Below are 16,555 nucleotides of genomic sequence, written 5' to 3'. Positions count from 1 at the left end.
TGAGCAGTGGGAAGAGAGACAGTAGATGCTGAAAGGCTTGGGTATCCATGATGGTGGCCTTCAGGGTGATGACCTACTTCAAGGTTAGCCTTTCAACACGTAATTGGGACAGAGCCTTTTTTATGGCCGCCCCTCTGGACCCGCGGCCCAAGCCGTCGGCATCAATGCCCTGCTACGCTCCATCGACGAGTCATCTGCAGCTGATGCGGCTGAATGAAAGAAGGCGCCTGACGGTGCCTTTTTCTATGCCAGCACTCGCATCAACAGGCGCGGACAAAACAAGGGGCCTTTTGGGCCCCTTTTGATTTTGGCGCCCCTGTCACAGGCAAGCCACAGTGACTCGGTTAAGATAGATGGGTCAGGATCGTTTCAAACCGAGGAAGCCCGATGTACGAGAATCTGAAGAGCCTGGGGATCCAGGAACCCACCTCAGTGGACAGCTATACCCTGCGCCAGGAAGCCAATCACGACATCCTCAAGATCTACTTCAAGAAGCAGAAGGGTGAATTCTTCGCCAAGAGTGTCAAGTTCAAGTACCCGCGCCAGCGCAAGACCATGCTGATCGACTCGGGCACCCACGAGTACAAGGATGTCACCGAGATCAACGCCAACCTCAAGTACGTGGTGGATGAGCTGGACAACCTGACTCAGGGCGTGCACGTCCAGGCTGACCCGGACATCAAGCAGAAGATATTGCGTGACCTGCGCCACCTGGAGAAGGTGGTACAGAACAAGATCAGCGAGATAGAGCGGGATCTGGAGAAGTTGTAGATCTCACCTCATTGCAAAAAGGCGCCATCAGGCGCCTTTTTTAGCACTAAAAGCAGTGAAACCCGCCACTACATTTAACATAAGCAGTTTATTTATCCGTCTCCAGCGAGACTTGAGGCCCTGCCGGGCCCATGTCTACACAGTATCAATGCCGGGATTATCTCCCACCACTGGTGCCAGGCCCGGATGACGCCCAGCAAAAAGGGAGGCTTGCGCCTCCCTTTTCGGAACTCTCGATGTCAGGCAACTATCAGTTGCTCTTCATCCAGATGTCCATTTCGGTTTTCAGGTTGTCGGACTTGGTACCGAAGATGGCTTGTACGCCGGAACCGGCCACGACCACACCGGCAGCGCCCAGCTTCTTCAGACCAGCCTGGTCAACCTTGGCCACGTCCTTCACACCGACACGCAGGCGGGTGATGCAGGCGTCCAGGGAGGCGATGTTATCTTTACCACCGAAGGCAGAGACCAGGGCAGCAGACATCTCGTCCTTGCTCTGAGTGGCAGTCGCTTCTTGGGTTTCGTCTTCACGACCCGGTGTCTTCAGGTTCATGGCACGGATGACCACGGTGAAGACCACGTAGTAGAGGACGGCATAGACCAGACCCAGACCCACCAGCAGCAGCATGTTATCGGCACGGGGTGATTGCACCACGAAGTCGATGAAGCCGTTGGAGAAGGTGTGACCGTGTACGATACCCAGGGAGTTGGTCAGCACATAGGCCAGACCCGCCAGCAGGGCGTGGATTGCGTACAGTACCGGGGCCACGAACAGGAAGGAGAACTCGATAGGCTCGGTGATACCGGTCAGGAAAGAGGTCAGGGCGGCAGAGGCCATGATACCGACGATCTTGGCACGGTTTTCCGGCTTGGCAGAGTGCGCGATGGCAAATGCAGCGGCAGGCAGACCGAACATCTTGAACAGGTAGCCACCGGCCAGCTGACCGAAGCCGTTACCGGCAGCGCGGGAAGCGTCATCAGCCGTCAGGAAGCAGGTCATGATACCGTGTACGGTTTCACCGGCACCGTTGACACAGGTACCCGCCTGGTAGAAGAAGGGGACGTTCCAGATGTGGTGCAGACCGAACGGGATCAGGGAGCGTTCAACCACGCCGTAGATACCGAAGGCCAGTACCGGGTTCTGGTTGGCAGCCCAGTCGGAGAAGGCGGCGATAGCGCCACCCACTGGCGGCCAGATCACGGACAGGATGACACCCAGACCGATGGAAACGAAGCCGGTGATGATGGGCACGGCGCGTTTGCCGGCGAAGAAGCCCAGATACTCTGGCAGCTGGATCTTGTAGAAGCGGTTGAAGGCCCAGGCGGCGACACCACCGGCGAGGATACCACCCAGTACACCGGTATCGATCTTCTCCACACCCATCACAGGTGCCATCACGCTCAAGGTCGCGGTCATGATGCCGTAGCCTACGATGGCAGACAGACCGGATACACCGTCGTTATTGGTGAAGCCAAGGGCCACGCCCACGGCGAACAGCAGGGCCATCTGACCGAATACGGAACCACCGGCTTGCTCCATCAACTGGGAAACAATTTCCGGCAACCAGCTGAAGTGGGCAGCACCCACCCCCAGCAGAATACCTGCAACGGGCAAGACCGATACTGGCAGCATCAGCGCCTTACCGACCTTTTGCAGATTAGCGAAAGCATTTTTTAACATGTGTGCGCTCCTGAATGGATTTTCCGTAAGCGGCTCGGTGCAATTGAGAGATGACAGCGTTCATCATCCGGCTTTGTGCCGAGTCGACCCGGGTTTACTTATTTTGACCAGCTGAATATAACCCAGCAGTATTGGAATTTCTTCCATCAGGCAGAAGGGAATAATGAATTTGGAGGGGAGATCACAAGATAATAAGAAGAGGTTTATTTGCGCAGATAACGGATATTATTTCTCAACATCATCTTATTACGAATAAACAAGAAGTGCTGTTTCGCATTGTATTTTAAAGAATCACAACAATACCAAAGGAAACTCATCGTAACATAACGTAACGCATTGCTATTTTCTATAACCTAGTCTACCGATTAAAAAGGCCTCCAACAAGGAGGCCTCAAATAAATATTAGACAATATAAATACGGCTATTTAATTTTTCTGTGAACGTTTCACCGCATCAATAAAGACCGACTTCGCCTTGGTCGAACCGGCTCGCTCCGCTTCATTGACCAGCTGCATCGCCTTGTCGATATCCCCGGCCTTCACTGCCTTCTCGATCTGGCTGTTGTAGAAGGCTTCGGTCTCGCTCAGCATGGCCGGCGCCGGTTTGCTGGGGGCGGCTGCGACAACCGAAGTCGTCGCGGCAGTCGCGGCTACGGCGGTCGCAGCAGGTTTGGCCTGACTCATCTCCACCTTGTCGGAGTATTCAGGTTTGAACACGGCTTCCAGACCCTGCCCCTTGGCCATGTCGACGACCTTGATCTGGACCAGACCCCAGGGAGAGTGCGGGATGACGGGATCCTTGATATCCGGCTCCACCGTGCCATTCGCGCGGGCAAACGCCTTGGCCGGGTGCAATATGGTGGTGCTGCCAGCGAGTTCATCGGCCGGGGCATAGACCACCATGTAGGTTTCGGTGGCCGGGTTGCCCGGCATGCTGCGATCGACGAACACCTTGCCTTCAATCCTGTCGTTGTCGAGCAGGTAGGCCGGCTGGTAGGTGAAGACAGATTCACCCAGTACACGGGTCACCTTGAACTGGGCATCCAGTATGACCACCTTGGGGATCAGCACCGTCTTGCTGACTTGAGAGGCAAGAGTGATAGCCAGGTTGCCGGTATTGACGGGCAGACGATAGGCAGCAAAGTAGCTCATCCCCTCGTCAAATTGGTAGCTGGGCTGCTTGCCATCGATGGCAAGCAGCGTCTCCCCTTCGGGCAGAGAGACATAGTTGAATTCGTTGAAGCCCTTGCAGCAGCTCGTAGTCTGAGAGAGCGCCTGCTTGGCTTGGTCGGCATTGCTCAGGATGGAGGCATGCTCTTGCATCGGCACGACCATGCTACCGGAACAGCCGGCCAACAGCGCGGTAACCACGGCCGCGATAGACATCTTTACCAGTTTCATTCTTCTTATCTCCATAACCCGGTTGCCAAATCCAGCAAAACAAAACTGCCCCCATAAGGGGGCAGTGACTAACTTAACTGAAGATACTGCTTACCACCAAGCTTCCGCTTGCACACCCACTTGCCAGGTGTCATTGGAAGTGCCGCCTTCGAAGCTGTTCTTGCTACCAGTGCTATCGGCTTCGGTGTCAGCCAGATAGGAGGCGAACACACGGATTTCCGGACGGGCCCAGAAGCTGGAGCCGGCAGACCAGGCTTGAGCCAGGGTCAGCTTGTAACCACCATCCTTGTCGCTGCCGCCACTGGTATAGCTGGTCTTGTCCTTGAACACACCACCTTCGAAGATGGTCTTGTTGAAGTCATCCCACTTGTACATCGGGCGGATAACGGCAGAGAAGGTTTGAGTCTCGTCGTGACCATCCCACATCTCGTTGCCTACCCCGTAGACCAACTGGTGACCCATCTCCCAGGAGTTACCCATCGGGATGACACCCCAGTTGATGAGGCGGTAGCCATCGGCACCGGATTTGGCTTCGGCACCGTACCAGGAGCCATCACCGTAGAAGGCCATGGTCTTGGAGTAGCCTTCGGTACCGTACTGCAGCACGGTCTTGTTGAAGCCACCGAAGATGCCTTGGGTCAGTTCGGCGGTCAGCATGACGCCGTTCTTCATGTTGTCGTTTTTCAGATCTTTCTGGGCTTCGGTCTCATTGACCAGCGCATACATGGCGCCCACTTCCAGAGAGCCGTCTTGCCACAGCGGGATGCCGGCATAACGCACGTCCAGGGTGTTGACGTTCAGATCTTCGTTCTTCTGGTACACGCCAGGGCTGGTTTGGGTGTACTGACCGAATACGTCGGCAGCGCTACGGTCGTTGCGAACCCAAGCGAAGGAGAGCTTGCCAGGACCGGCCTGGATGCCTTCGATACCGGCACCGGCACCGGAGATGTTCCAGTAGTAGAAGTCAGAGATGTGGATGTCGTGACGTTGATAGTAACGCTTACCAGCCCAGAGGGTAGCTTCCGGCGCGAAGCCCAGCAGGCCCTTGGCTTGTACGTTGAACTGACGCAGCGCAAACTCGGAGTCACCGTTGCACTGTTTGGCGTCAAAGTTACAGACGGTACCTGTGCCTTCCCAGTCATTGGAACCGTTGGAAGTCATGGCGAACATGGAGTCTACATAGAAGGTCTTGCCATCTTTGTTGAAGACTTCCTGACCCAGTTGCACTTCGCCATAGGTATCATTTTCGTTACCCAGACGGCCAACCTTGTTGACGTTGTATTTCACCATGTCACCGTCGCCGGAAACACCGACACCGGAACGGAAGTAGCCGTGGAAATCAACGGCGAAGGCGGCTTGTGAAGCCAGGGCAGCGGTTACTGCTGCTGCGATCGGGAGCCACTTTGCTTTCATTTTCATTTTTCCTTATTCCCGCTGGGAGTCTGATCCTGATATTCAAGTTCTTATCACCGTAAAAACGTTTGGGTGATAACCGAGGTCGATTATAAGTAGCTCATTTCGCGACAAACATGAGCTGATTCACAAAACGGCGACAAATTGCCCGCCCCAGCCAGCACGGGCACTCCATGAATGTAAAACCAATAAAACACGCAATCATCAACCAACATTACCCATTAATGAGAAATAAAAAACCCATGAAAAGGCTTTCCGACATTAATTTGCGATGGAGATTAAGTGGCAACCAGGTTATTCCATGACGAAAACATGACTGAAATCGCTTTCACTGCGGAACTTTTAATTTTCTGATTTGTCGCACCGTCGATTAATAACGGGCTTGGAGGGAGTGTTTTACGCATAGAAAATAACCTGACAAAGTGCAGGATATATTTCCAAATCAGGCTGCGTGAGCCCAAAAATAACTATCCCCCGTTGGCAAGCCAAGGGGGGATAATTTGAAATACCGGGATGAAAAATTTACAGCGTATTTTCCCAGTGCCTAAGCCAGGTAAGCGCCGCAACTTCGGGCTCGTCTTCCACCGTCGCGTCTATCTCCAGACGCTCTACCAGAGGCTCGGCGGCCAGTTCCTGCAGCAATTCATCGAGCCTGCGGCCTGCCCCGCAGAAATGCTCATAGCTGCTATCTCCCATGGCGATGAGGGCATAGCGCCAACCCTTCATGTAGGGGGCGCGATCGGCAAGGGCGCTGGCAAAGGATTGCAGGTTGGGGGGGATGTCCCCCTGCCCCGTGGTCGCCGTGATCAGCAGCAAGAAGCGGGATGAGTCGATGTCTTCCAGCTCTGCCTCATCGAAGATCCGGCAGACATGGCCTTTTCCCTGCAGGTGGCGGCTCAAGGTCTCGGCCACCAGCATGGCCGAACCGTAGACGGTGCCGACCAGGATATCTATCTCGGCCATCAGCGCCACCTCAGGCAACCAAGGCGGCGCTGGGGCGACCACATGCTCAGGCTTGCGATCGCGGGAAGACGGGGGCTTGCTAGTGGGGTATCTCTTTGAGCCATAACCTGTTCCTCTGACTGGCGTGGCCTACAGCATGCCACAGTCGGGTCAGAGGAAACAGACGATGGGATGGCTAGAGCGCGTAATCGCTCTCGCTGGCGGGCCAGCCCAACTTGGCAAACAGGCTCAACACCTCCGGTCCGAGCGGAGCCTGGATCCGCATCGGCACCTTGAGCACCGGGTGCTCGAAACTTAAACGGTGGGCCACCAGCAACAGCCGCTCACAGCCATAGTGCTCGCGAAAGAAGCGGTTATGACGGCCATCACCGTGGGTGGTATCACCGACGATGGGGTGGAACAGGTGATCGAGATGGCGACGCAACTGATGCTTGCGACCGGTCTTGGGGAAGAGCCTCACCAGGCTGTAGCGACTGGTGGGATGCTTCTTGGAGACCGCATGGGGCAACTCGACCCGATGCAGGCGGCGAAACGCCGTCACCGCTTCCTGGGCCGGGCGATCCGGGTTGCTCATGGCATCGGCGATCTTGTCCAGCTGCTCTTTGAGCGGATAGTCGATGAGGCCCTGCTCGGGCGCCCAGCCACGCACCAGCGCCAGATACTCCTTGTGCACCCGGCGGGCGGCAAACGCCTCGGTCAGGGTGCGCGCCACCGCCGGGTCCAGTGCAAACAGCAGCACCCCCGAGGTGGGGCGATCGAGCCGGTGCACGGGGTAGACGTGGCGACCGCCGATGAGATCCCGGGTCATCTGCATGGCGAAGCGGGTCTCGGCCTTGTCGAGCCAGCTGCGGTGCACCAGCAGACCGGACGGTTTGTTGACCGCCACCAGCCAGTCATCCTGATAGAGCAAGGTTAACTTCATAATTACACCACCACGTTGCCAATATACAGCATATTATTTCGGCGACGTCGCAAGGGGCCGGCTCTCTCCGCCATCCGGCGCCGATCGGGGGCCGTCGGCATCATTGCGCCACTATCTTGCCGGAGAGCAGCAGATCGAAGCGCGCGATGAGTCGCAGCAACCCCGCCACCTCGGCCAGCTCTTCCTTATAGACTTCGCTCGCCATGGGGTAGAGAGAGACGCTGGTCGGCAAGGGGGCCTGCAGCAGCACCAACTGTTCCATGCGCGGGATCAGCACGAACTGCAACCACTGATCGAAGCTCAGGGTATCGACGCAAAAGGGCAGCTCGCTTGCCAGTGCCTCGGCGCCCGGATGGCCTGTTTGCCAGCGATCGAGGCGTTGCAACTCGGCGGTGAGTTCACCCAGCAGGTTGGCTACCAGCAAATATTGATTCATCTCGTCCTCTTCTCTCATCGTTAGGCCCCACGCTGCCGGGCAGGCGCCGCCATGCTCATCAAACTGCGTGTCAAAAAGGGGCGCTACTATACACCGCCCCCCCGATGGCTGCCATGGCGCCGTCACTTGTGCTCCCCCGGGCCTCATCGCTGGCTATCTGATGGCGCGCCCTTATAATCGCCGACATCACCCTTAGCCGGACCCTCTCATGTCTGACATCAACACCTTGACCGAATTCCTGACCCAGGCCGACACCCAGTTCCAGCTGTTTGACATGGGTCGCCAGGTACGCCCGCTGGCCAGCGATCTCTTCACGCGCATCGAGCAGCAGCAGGAGCCCTACCCCTGGCCCCTGCAACAGCATGCCTGGCTCGGCGTGCACTTCTTCCAGCCAAGCGATGCCAAGCACTACCTCTGGTTCCTCAAGTTTGCGCTCGATGAGCGTGGCCTGCTGATGGGCGCCGGCCCCAAGCACTTCATGGATCAGGTGATAGAGACCCTGGGCTACAAGCTCACCGGCGAGCTGGATGAGGAGAAGGCCGGGCGGCTGGCCGACAATCCTTACACCTTCCGCCCGGCCGAGGCCAAGATGGCCAGCCTGCATGCCAAGCTGGCCCGCCAGCTGGAACAGCCGCCCTCAGCCTACTACGACGCCCTGTGCCTCTACCTGGCGGCGCCCGGTGAAGAGGGTTGGCAGAGCCTGGGATTGCAAGGCTTCGCCGACTTGGCCGAACGCCTGCAGGACGAGCGCAATCTGGCGCTGGTATGCAAGGCACTGCCCAAGCTGCCCCAGGCCCCGCTCTATGCCCTGTGCCAGAGTCTGGAAAACGCCCCCCTCCCCCCGGCGCTGCAGGGGGCGCTGCTCGAGCGCATCGGCAAGGAGCAGGAATGTGGTGAACCCAATGCCGAGACCCTGGCCTATCTGTGCCGGGCGCTGGCCTCCTGCAACGGCAACGCCCTGCGCACCAACAAGCTGCTGACCCTGTTGCAAACCCAGCCGAGCCCGGCCCTGCTGCTCGCCATCGCCGGCCGACTCTGGCCCGATCTGAAGTCACCCACGCTGCTCAGCCTGTTCCTGGAGCAGCTGGCGCTGCAGCCCGGCCAGTTCTTCAATCAGGTCTTTGCCGAGCTGGTGACCCTGCCGGCCCTGCGCGATGATATGCTGGCGAGATTGCGTGATCCCAAGCGCAGCGACGCGCTCGGTCAGGCCATCGGCCGGCTGTTCGCGTCGGCATAATGAACACGGTGGCGCCTCGACCCGATGAGCCACCGCAAACCACCGTCCCAGACCCTCATCTCACAGAAGGAGCCCGTTGATGGGAGAAATGCTCGGAATCTTGTTGCTGATCCTCATTGGTGGGACCTTCTGGCAGCAACGTCGTCAGGCCGAAATCGCCTGGCAATACATGCGACGTTACTGCCAGCACCACGATCTGCAACTGCTCTCCCTCGCCCGCACCCACCGTGAGCTGGGGCACCGCCCCTTGCGACTGCTGACCTATTACCAGTTCGAGTTCTCAAGCGATGGTGAGAGCCACTATCAGGGTCAGCTCTGCATGCAGGGGTTCCACGTTGCCGGCGTCGAGCTGCCGCCCCATCGCTTGCCCTCCTAGCTCAGCCTTGGGGGCAAAGGGATCAGGCTGACTATAATTCTCGAAAAGCCCCTTCAAGGAGAGACGAGATGGAATTGCTGACCCACGACATGCCCGCCCTGTTTGCCCAGCTGGGACTGGCCAATGACGCATCGAGCGTGCACCGTTTCATCCATGAGTACCATTTGGACTCTCACACCCTGCTGCCCGAGGCGGAGTTCTGGAACCCGGCCCAGGCTGGCTTCCTGCGAGATGCCCTCAGCAATGACGCCGACTGGTCGGCAACCATCGACCAGCTGGATGTGCTGCTGCGTCAAGCCAACTGCAACTGAATCACACCTTCCCTCGCTTTCCAGACAGAAGCGGTTTGGGTAAGCTCTGGGGCCCAGCAAGACAGTCGCATCTGCGCAGGAGCCCCTCATGTCTGCCCAAGAGATCATCCGCATCGCCAACGAACTGAGTGCCAAGGGGATCACCCCCTCCACCGCCATGGTCAAGGCACGCCTCAGCCAGCCCGTGCCCATGGCCGAGCTGCTCAAGGTGCTGAGCCAGTGGAAACAGCAGCCCCAGCCCACCGAGCCAGTCCCGGCCACGACGCCCAGCACAACCAAGACACCGGCCGATGCCGTCAACCTGCAGCAACTGAGCGAGCAGCTCAACAGGCTCGAGCAGAAGGTGGATCGCCTGACCGCCCTGCTGCTCCAGCGCCAGCCGGACTGACGCGCCGCCATGCATATCCTCGAACTGCATTTTGAATGTTACCGCGACACCTCCCTTGGCGAGGCCGAGCGGGCCATAGTCAACTACCTCGACATGCTGCGTTATCAGGGCCAGATCCTGGGGCGGGAATTTCCCACCAGCATGCAGGAAGGCCATTTCATCAGCCGGGTGGTCTGTCCCGAGCAAGACAGCCTGCACCCGGACAATCAGAGCGAGCAGGTCGCGCTGGCCGAGCAGGGCCTGCATCAGGCGGGCCTGTTGGCGCCCAAGCTGCACCTGCAGGGCATGGATCTGCTCTCCGACAGTACGGATCCTTGCGGCCACACAGGTGAGCGCCCGAGCTGGATGCTGCTCTACACCAGCTTCCTGCACAGTTGTTCGCCCCTGCGCTGTGGCGATCATTTCGCCCCCATCCCGCTCTACCGGCTGCCCGCCGTCGCCAACGGCGATCACAAGCAGATCATCAAGTGGCAGGAGGACTGGGAGGCCTGCGATCAGTTGCAGATGAACGGCTCCATCGCCGAACACGCCGTGCTGCACGAGATCGGTGAGGTGGGCAGCCGCCTGCAGCGCCGGGGCAGCGATCTGGTCAAGCGGCTGGAAGCCGTGAGCGGCATCCCGACTTACTACTATCTCTATCGGGTTGGCGGCCTGAGCAAGGCGGCGGAGCAGGCTCGCCCCTGCCCCGGCTGTGGTGGCGACTGGGCGCTCGCGGCCCCGCAGCACGAGATCTTCGACTTCAAGTGCGATCCCTGCAGGCTAGTCTCCAACCTCTCCTGGGATTTCAAGGATTGAGACACTGCGTTCGCGGCCATCGAGCGGCGATATAAAAGCGCTCGTGGCCATGGAACGACGATATAAAAAAGAAGGGCCTTGCCATCTGGCAAGGCCCTTCTGCTATTGGAGTCTCACTGAGGCAGGGTTTCCAGCCGTGCGAGGAAGGCGGGCAATGAAGGGGCCAGCACCAGCCGACGGCCGGAGTCGAGCCATTCCAGCCAGACTTGCCCGCTCTCGTTGTCGAGGGATATCAGCGTCATCTCGTTGCGGGTGGTGGCGATGAAGATCGACGGCGAGCGCTTGAGTTTGCGCAGCATCAGCAGGTGGCCGATGAGGTTCTCCCTGAGCAAGTCCAGATCGGCCTCGTTCCACGGCAGGATGAGCTCGATGCGCAGCCCCTTGTACGAACAGGGGATGGGGCGACTGAACCAGTGGCCAAACAGGGCAAGGGCGGCGGGGTGTAGCGTCAACTCCAGCGCATCGGCCATGGCGCCGAAATCCGCCGGCTCGCTGCGCTGGTAAGGACGCCAGGCCACCTTGCCTTCCTTGGGCTCATCCAGCTCGCAGGGAGAGCGCCATCCCTGTTCCCACTCGCACAGGGGCAGCCCTCGCCTCGCCTCGCCATCGCGCTGCCAGCGTAAAAAAAACTGCTCAAGGGCAGACAAGACTTGATCCGACATCGAAATCCCCCACAATAACGGCCCAAAATAGCCGCAAGTTCGAACGCAAAATCCGGCTATTGCACCATCAAACAGCTGAGCAGACAAGCAATGAGCAAACAAGAGAGATACGCCGGCGCCAGCGCGCTGCAGGGCCTGAGCCTGGGCCAGCAATCGGCCTACATCAGCCAGTACAGCCCCGAGCTGCTGCAACCCGTGCCACGCAGCCTGAACCGTGACGATCTCGGCCTTGGCGAGGCGCTGCCTTTCCAGGGTTGTGACGTCTGGACGCTGTACGAGCTCTCCTGGCTCAACGCCAAGGGCAAGCCCATGGTGGCGGTTGGCGAGGTGTCGGTACCAGCGCAGAGCCCGAATCTCATCGAATCCAAGTCATTCAAGCTCTACCTCAACTCCTTCAACCAGACCCGCTGCGACTCGCTGGCGGCGGTGCAGGCCCTGTTGGTCAAGGATCTGAGCGCCTGTGCCGGGGCCGAGGTCGGCGTCAACCTGTTCACCCTCAGCCAGGCCCCCCACCAGATAGCGACGCTGCCGGGGGAGTGTATCGACGAGCAGGATCTCGAGGTCGACAACTACGAGTTCGACCAGACCCTGCTGCGGGGGGCGGCGGGCCCCGAGGTCGTGGAAGAGACGCTGCACAGCCACCTGCTCAAGTCCAACTGCCTGGTCACCAGTCAGCCGGACTGGGGTTCCCTGGTGATCCACTATCGCGGCCCGCGCCTCGATCGGGAGAAACTGCTGCGCTACCTCATCTCGTTCCGCCAGCACAACGAGTTCCACGAGCAGTGCATCGAGCGGATCTTCATCGATCTCAAGCACTTCTGCGGCCCAAGCGAGCTGACCGTCTATGCCCGCTACACCCGCCGCGGTGGACTGGACATCAACCCCTTCCGCAGCGACTGGGAGCCGGTTCCCGCCAACCTGCGCCTGATCCGCCAGTAAACACCGGCGCCGTTGGCAAGCGTGGGTCTGGCCGCCATTGCCATCGCCCACTTGGCCATAGTGCCCAATCTGTCGGCCAACGCTGTGCGCCGCTGACGGCAGTGGGCCCGGCCCTTCCAATCTATTGAGTAAACTCTGGACGCGCAGGGGTGGGCTTGGATAACATGCCAGCACTCCTGTGGCGTTCTTAATCCAATGAATCAACTGTTTTTTCTGGCAATGATGATGTCCTCCCTGTCGGCTCCGGATCTGGATCTGGCCAAGGAGCAGTTGTCTATCGATCTGCAGCAGGCACAGACCCTGGTACTGACCGATCCCGTCAGATGTGTCCAGATCGCCACCGCCTTCCTCGAACGTACCGCCAATAATCCCAAGCAAATCATCAGCAACCGCCAGGAATATGGCTACAGAGAGCCGATCCTGAGCTATGGCACGGCCACCCAGGCCACCGGCGCCTACCTGCTCAAGGGGGAGTGCCTGCAGCAACTGGGGCAATCCAAGGCGGCGCAGGAGTCCCTCGAGCAGGGCATCGCCATGGCCGAGAAGGAGCAGCAGTTCGAGCTGCAGGCCCACGGCCTCTACCTCAAGATCCGCAGCCGGAACATGCAGGAGCGATCCCACGGGGCCAGTGCCATCCTGCTCGACGAGCTGGACAAGCTGCTGGCCAACCCGAGCCTCAAAGAGAGCCAGTTGCAGGTATACAGCCGTCTGCTGCACGTCAACGCCAGCATGGAGGGGCTACAGTTCGAGGCGGCCAAGCGCCAGCTGGCAGAGAGTCACAAGTGGGCCGAGCAGGGCAACAATCCCCTGTCCCTGGCCTGGGTCAGTGCCGTCGGGGGGGATCTCTACCATGCCCTCGGTCAGCCACAGCTCGCCCTTGGCGAATACATCGATGCCCAGCAGCAAGCCAGGGGCCTGCAAGACCCGCTGTTCCTCGGCCTGCTGTCAAACCAGATGGTCAGCCTCTATCAGGAGGAGCAGGAGCCGCAGAAGGCGCTGCAATATGCCAATGAGGCGGCCAACTACTTCCACGCGCTGGGCAATCCCTCCCTGCTCAGCGATGCGCTGATCGTGCTCGCCCGCCTCAACCGTGATCAGGGCGAGATGAACATGGCGCTGGTCTACTTCTTCAATGCCCTGGACTTGCTCGACGAGGGCAACAACCGCATCCGCATCGCCAACCTCAAGTACGAGATTGGCAAGACCTACTTGCTGACCGGCAACCTGACCCTGGCCCGCAACTACCTCAATGCCGCGCGCCAGTCCAACGAGCTGGGGGATGACAAGGAGTCGCTGATCGACACCCTGCTGCTGCTCGGGGAGCTGCATCTCAAGCAGCAGGAAGCGGGGATCGCCATTTTGCAGTTGGAGAATGCCCTGACCCTGGCGAACCGGATTGGCGACATCCGGCGCCAGTTCGAGATCTTCCGCCTGCTCTCCATCGCCTACGAGCAGAAGGGCTATATCAAACAAGCCCTCGACAGCTACAAGAGTTTCCACCAGCGCAGCGAGCTGGTGCGCCAACAGCAGCTGGATCTGGAGCAGGAGACTGTCCGTGACAACTACGCCCAGGTGGAGCGGACACAGCAGGTCAAGGAGCTGGAGCAACGGCTCGATATCAGCCAGCACCAGCAGGATCGCTATCTCTGGTCCAGCGTCAGCACCGGCCTGTTGCTGGCCCTCTTCATCTACCTGTTCTTCACGCTCTGGCTCAAGCTGCGGGTCGCTCGTCTCAATGCCAAGCAGCTGAAAGAAGCCGTGCTGGTCGAACCGCGCAGCGGGCTGGCCAACTGGCAGCGGCTGATGAGCCGCTGGCCGCGGGAGATGGCCAAACGCCAGCAGCAATCCGAGCGCTGGTATCTGAGCGAGAGCCCGACCAGCGAATTTGACGACAAGTTGCACTATCTGCTATTTCGGGTGCCTTTCCTGGTCAACAGCCTGGAACGGCATGGTTATCAGGTCAGCCGCGAGATCGAGCAGGCCTTCGGCGACTACGTCAACCAGCTGACTCCACAAGATGGCCGCATCTACGATCTGCGTGAAGGACACCTGCTGTATGTGGTGCCACAACGCCACGTGGCGCAGTTGCATGAGCTGGCGCAGGAGCTGCTCGATACCCTCGCCGCCTTCCCCTGCGATTACCCCCTCGACAGGCATATCAGCCTCGGCATCGTCAGCCACCCCTTCTTGCCGAAAGCGGCGATGGCGCTCGATCATCATGGCCTGTTCGATCTCTGCTACCTGGCGCTGTCAGGGGCCATGCAACTCAGTGAAAAATACCGCCAAAGTGTCTGGCTGGAGCTGGCCGCCATCGATTGCCAGCAAGCCGCGTTTTTTAATGGCGATGTGTGGCAATGCTGCTTGATGGCAATTGACAAGGGGCTGGTAAAAGTAAATTCTTCTCATGAAAAGCAATGGGTTAACTGGCTTGTGCTTTCACGGACGAAAGTGCCGGATAACATGTGATAAAAGGTACTCAACGGGGTCTTTCATTGGCTTACTGTTGCGGGACGACACAAAAACGATAATGACAACAGGGCGACCTGAACAATGAATGATATCGCTGCCGTAACAGGACAACTGGCAAGACTCAGGGAATCCCTTCAGCAAAAACAGCAGGAGCTCGAGGACATGGCCACGTTCTCCGATGCTGAACGTACCCGTAGCGTCCAGTTTATCGGCAAGCTGATGCAGGCCTGCCGTGGTCACGACCGCGAGCTGGACAGCCGCCTCGCCAAGCTCAAGCAGAAACTCGATGGCAATCCTCCGCTCTCGTCCCTCGACGGGGATCTGGCCGTCATCGAGAAGCTGTTGCAGCAACACGGCAATGCGCTGGAAGAGTCCATCGGCCTGACCCGGGCCGCCATCGAACTCGGCAGCAAGCAGCTCAAGTCGCTCAAAGGCTTCCCGGACGATAGTCGTCGCTCGCTCAAAGAGTTTCTCGCCAGCCCCGAAGGCTATGGCATTGGCGATCACCAGAAGAAGGTGATCCGTCTGCTGGAGTTCTACCAGCAGGCCATCAAGATCCAGCTGCTGCCGACCCAGCCCCTGCTCAGCCAGCCACCACCCCGGCTGACCGGCACGGATCTGGCTCCGTCGGAGGTGGCCGCCTCGTTTGACGTCAAGGCCCATGCCCAGATCGCCGACGAATTGCAGCGACTCATCACCGAGCTCGACTTCGCCGGCGCCGTCGGCGAGAGCCTGGCGGACATCCGCCGCCAGTTGCTCACCGGCATCACGCCGCAGCTGCTGGCCGAGATCTGCCTGCAGATCATCGAACTCATCATCGAGGGCACCCGGGAGGAGCGCAAATCGTCCCAGGCCTTCCTCAGCACCCTCAACGAGAGTCTGTCCGCCGTCCATTTCAACTTCACCGAATCCCTCGACGAGGGGCGGGCGTTGCAAAATGCCACCCACCTCAGCGACCAGGCGCTGACACGGGAGCTCGAGGCCATCGATCGCACCCTGATCACCCATGACTCCTCCATCGTTCTGAAAGACACCATCTGCAGCCACGTGGACGCCATTCGCCGCCTGCAGCAGGACAGGGAGGCCATGGCCGGCCGTGAACGTCACCTGCTAACCCATCTGTCCAACATGGAGGCCAAGCTGCGGCTGATGAAGGAGGAGACCGCCGAGTACAAGAAGCGGCTCACCATTCAAAAGCACAAGCTGTTCCTCGACAGCCTGACCCAGGTGCACAACCGGGCGGCGCTCGACGAGCGGCTCGAGCTCGAATACAAGCGCTGGCTGCGTTACAGCACCCCTCTCTGTCTGGCCATCATCGACATCGATCACTTCAAGAACATCAACGACAACTACGGCCACATGGCCGGCGACAAGGCGTTGAAGGTGGTCGCCAAGGCGCTGCAGAGCGCCCTGCGCGACACCGATTTTATCGCCCGCTTCGGCGGTGAAGAGTTCGTGGTGCTGCTGCCAAACATCAACCCGGACAAGTACCAGAAGCCGTTGGAGAACCTGCGCCAGACCATCAAGAGCATCCCGTTCCGGTTCCGGGATGCCAAGGTCGAGATCACCATCTCCATCGGTGCCACCCTGTTTCGCGAGGGGGACCACACCACGGATGCGTTTGAGCGCGCCGACAAGGCACTCTACAGCTCCAAGCACCTGGGTCGGGATCAGGTCAATCTGGCCTGAGCAACGGCTAAAAAACACGCAAACGCACCCGCCCCCTATTCCCCTTCCCTACCCCTTGCCTCTACTATCGAAATCGAGGGATGTCACGGCATCCCGTTTTCTC

At 59.2% G+C, this 16,555-nt stretch carries 16 protein-coding genes; 9 read left to right on the top strand and 7 right to left on the bottom strand.

Going from position 1 to position 16,555, the window contains the following annotated elements; translation table 11 throughout:
* Window positions 1-387 precede the first annotated feature (387 nt).
* Complete coding sequence (locus LG30_RS0118320; RefSeq protein ID WP_033132132.1) at window positions 388-771, top strand: DUF3461 family protein; 384 nt, start codon at window positions 388-390, stop codon at window positions 769-771.
* A gap of 250 nt (window positions 772-1,021) precedes the next feature.
* Here LG30_RS0118320 and ptsG read toward each other — a convergent pair whose 3' ends face one another.
* From ptsG to LG30_RS0118290, 6 genes are all read right to left on the bottom strand, one after another.
* Window positions 1,022-2,452, bottom strand: a complete 1,431-nt coding sequence (gene ptsG, locus LG30_RS0118315) for a PTS glucose transporter subunit IIBC (protein ID WP_033132131.1) — start codon at window positions 2,450-2,452, stop codon at window positions 1,022-1,024.
* Between the two features lie 425 nt (window positions 2,453-2,877).
* Window positions 2,878-3,852, bottom strand: coding sequence for a MalM family protein (locus LG30_RS0118310; RefSeq protein ID WP_033132130.1), 975 nt, complete (start codon window positions 3,850-3,852; stop codon window positions 2,878-2,880).
* Between the two features lie 90 nt (window positions 3,853-3,942).
* The gene (locus LG30_RS0118305) at window positions 3,943-5,265 is read right to left on the bottom strand and encodes a maltoporin (protein WP_033132129.1); all 1,323 of its coding nucleotides are present in this window, start codon (window positions 5,263-5,265) and stop codon (window positions 3,943-3,945) included.
* A gap of 522 nt (window positions 5,266-5,787) precedes the next feature.
* Window positions 5,788-6,228, bottom strand: a complete 441-nt coding sequence (locus tag LG30_RS0118300; RefSeq protein WP_033132128.1) for a flavodoxin — start codon at window positions 6,226-6,228, stop codon at window positions 5,788-5,790.
* A 175-nt stretch (window positions 6,229-6,403) separates the two neighbouring features.
* Entirely contained in the window at window positions 6,404-7,150 is a 747-nt protein-coding gene (gene truC, locus LG30_RS0118295; protein ID WP_033132127.1) for a tRNA pseudouridine(65) synthase TruC, read from the bottom strand.
* Between the two features lie 100 nt (window positions 7,151-7,250).
* The gene (locus tag LG30_RS0118290; RefSeq protein ID WP_033132126.1) at window positions 7,251-7,586 is read right to left on the bottom strand and encodes a YqcC family protein; all 336 of its coding nucleotides are present in this window, start codon (window positions 7,584-7,586) and stop codon (window positions 7,251-7,253) included.
* 208 nt (window positions 7,587-7,794) lie between these two features.
* Here LG30_RS0118290 and LG30_RS0118285 point away from each other — a divergent pair, with 208 nt between their 5' ends.
* From LG30_RS0118285 to LG30_RS0118265, 5 genes are all read left to right on the top strand, one after another.
* Window positions 7,795-8,823, top strand: a complete 1,029-nt coding sequence (locus tag LG30_RS0118285; RefSeq protein ID WP_033132125.1) for a DUF3549 family protein — start codon at window positions 7,795-7,797, stop codon at window positions 8,821-8,823.
* 79 nt (window positions 8,824-8,902) lie between these two features.
* Window positions 8,903-9,199 (top strand): DUF3301 domain-containing protein, encoded by a 297-nt coding sequence (locus tag LG30_RS0118280; protein WP_033132124.1) that lies wholly within the window; start codon window positions 8,903-8,905, stop codon window positions 9,197-9,199.
* Between the two features lie 68 nt (window positions 9,200-9,267).
* On the top strand, window positions 9,268-9,510 hold the full coding sequence (locus LG30_RS0118275; RefSeq protein ID WP_033132123.1) for a DUF2789 domain-containing protein: 243 nt from the start codon (window positions 9,268-9,270) through the stop codon (window positions 9,508-9,510).
* Window positions 9,511-9,598: 88 nt separating this feature from the next.
* Window positions 9,599-9,898 carry a hypothetical protein gene (locus LG30_RS0118270; RefSeq protein ID WP_033132122.1) on the top strand — a complete coding sequence of 100 codons (300 nt, stop codon included), beginning with the start codon at window positions 9,599-9,601 and terminating at the stop codon, window positions 9,896-9,898.
* A 9-nt stretch (window positions 9,899-9,907) separates the two neighbouring features.
* Window positions 9,908-10,693 (top strand): Zn-ribbon-containing protein, encoded by a 786-nt coding sequence (locus LG30_RS0118265; RefSeq protein ID WP_033132121.1) that lies wholly within the window; start codon window positions 9,908-9,910, stop codon window positions 10,691-10,693.
* A gap of 113 nt (window positions 10,694-10,806) precedes the next feature.
* Here LG30_RS0118265 and syd read toward each other — a convergent pair whose 3' ends face one another.
* Window positions 10,807-11,355, bottom strand: coding sequence for a SecY-interacting protein (gene syd / locus LG30_RS0118260; RefSeq protein WP_033132120.1), 549 nt, complete (start codon window positions 11,353-11,355; stop codon window positions 10,807-10,809).
* A 90-nt stretch (window positions 11,356-11,445) separates the two neighbouring features.
* On the opposite strand from syd, the gene queF reads away from it, so the two are divergent.
* From queF to LG30_RS0118245, 3 genes are all read left to right on the top strand, one after another.
* Entirely contained in the window at window positions 11,446-12,294 is an 849-nt protein-coding gene (gene queF, locus LG30_RS0118255; RefSeq protein ID WP_033132119.1) for an NADPH-dependent 7-cyano-7-deazaguanine reductase QueF, read from the top strand.
* A gap of 195 nt (window positions 12,295-12,489) precedes the next feature.
* Window positions 12,490-14,760: a tetratricopeptide repeat protein gene (locus tag LG30_RS0118250; protein ID WP_033132118.1), complete on the top strand. Its 2,271-nt coding sequence runs from the start codon at window positions 12,490-12,492 to the stop codon at window positions 14,758-14,760.
* 84 nt (window positions 14,761-14,844) lie between these two features.
* Window positions 14,845-16,452 (top strand): GGDEF domain-containing protein, encoded by a 1,608-nt coding sequence (locus LG30_RS0118245; protein ID WP_033132117.1) that lies wholly within the window; start codon window positions 14,845-14,847, stop codon window positions 16,450-16,452.
* Window positions 16,453-16,555 lie beyond the last annotated feature (103 nt).

Source organism: Aeromonas aquatica (assembly GCF_000764655.1).
Classification (GTDB): domain Bacteria; phylum Pseudomonadota; class Gammaproteobacteria; order Enterobacterales; family Aeromonadaceae; genus Aeromonas; species Aeromonas aquatica.
Note: the sequence above shows the minus strand (reverse complement) of the source record. Positions and strands in the feature narration are given on the sequence as shown.

Coding starts and splice junctions, on each gene's coding strand:
- LG30_RS0118310 (WP_033132130.1), bottom strand. CDS start 3,852: ATGAAACTGGTAAAGATGTCTATCGCGGCCGTGGTTACCGCGCTGTTG.
- LG30_RS0118285 (WP_033132125.1), top strand. CDS start 7,795: ATGTCTGACATCAACACCTTGACCGAATTCCTGACCCAGGCCGACACC.
- queF (WP_033132119.1), top strand. CDS start 11,446: ATGAGCAAACAAGAGAGATACGCCGGCGCCAGCGCGCTGCAGGGCCTG.
- ptsG (WP_033132131.1), bottom strand. CDS start 2,452: ATGTTAAAAAATGCTTTCGCTAATCTGCAAAAGGTCGGTAAGGCGCTG.
- LG30_RS0118245 (WP_033132117.1), top strand. CDS start 14,845: ATGAATGATATCGCTGCCGTAACAGGACAACTGGCAAGACTCAGGGAA.
- LG30_RS0118270 (WP_033132122.1), top strand. CDS start 9,599: ATGTCTGCCCAAGAGATCATCCGCATCGCCAACGAACTGAGTGCCAAG.
- LG30_RS0118305 (WP_033132129.1), bottom strand. CDS start 5,265: ATGAAAGCAAAGTGGCTCCCGATCGCAGCAGCAGTAACCGCTGCCCTG.
- LG30_RS0118265 (WP_033132121.1), top strand. CDS start 9,908: ATGCATATCCTCGAACTGCATTTTGAATGTTACCGCGACACCTCCCTT.
- LG30_RS0118250 (WP_033132118.1), top strand. CDS start 12,490: ATGAATCAACTGTTTTTTCTGGCAATGATGATGTCCTCCCTGTCGGCT.
- truC (WP_033132127.1), bottom strand. CDS start 7,150: ATGAAGTTAACCTTGCTCTATCAGGATGACTGGCTGGTGGCGGTCAAC.
- LG30_RS0118275 (WP_033132123.1), top strand. CDS start 9,268: ATGGAATTGCTGACCCACGACATGCCCGCCCTGTTTGCCCAGCTGGGA.
- LG30_RS0118290 (WP_033132126.1), bottom strand. CDS start 7,586: ATGAATCAATATTTGCTGGTAGCCAACCTGCTGGGTGAACTCACCGCC.
- syd (WP_033132120.1), bottom strand. CDS start 11,355: ATGTCGGATCAAGTCTTGTCTGCCCTTGAGCAGTTTTTTTTACGCTGG.
- LG30_RS0118300 (WP_033132128.1), bottom strand. CDS start 6,228: ATGGCCGAGATAGATATCCTGGTCGGCACCGTCTACGGTTCGGCCATG.
- LG30_RS0118280 (WP_033132124.1), top strand. CDS start 8,903: ATGGGAGAAATGCTCGGAATCTTGTTGCTGATCCTCATTGGTGGGACC.
- LG30_RS0118320 (WP_033132132.1), top strand. CDS start 388: ATGTACGAGAATCTGAAGAGCCTGGGGATCCAGGAACCCACCTCAGTG.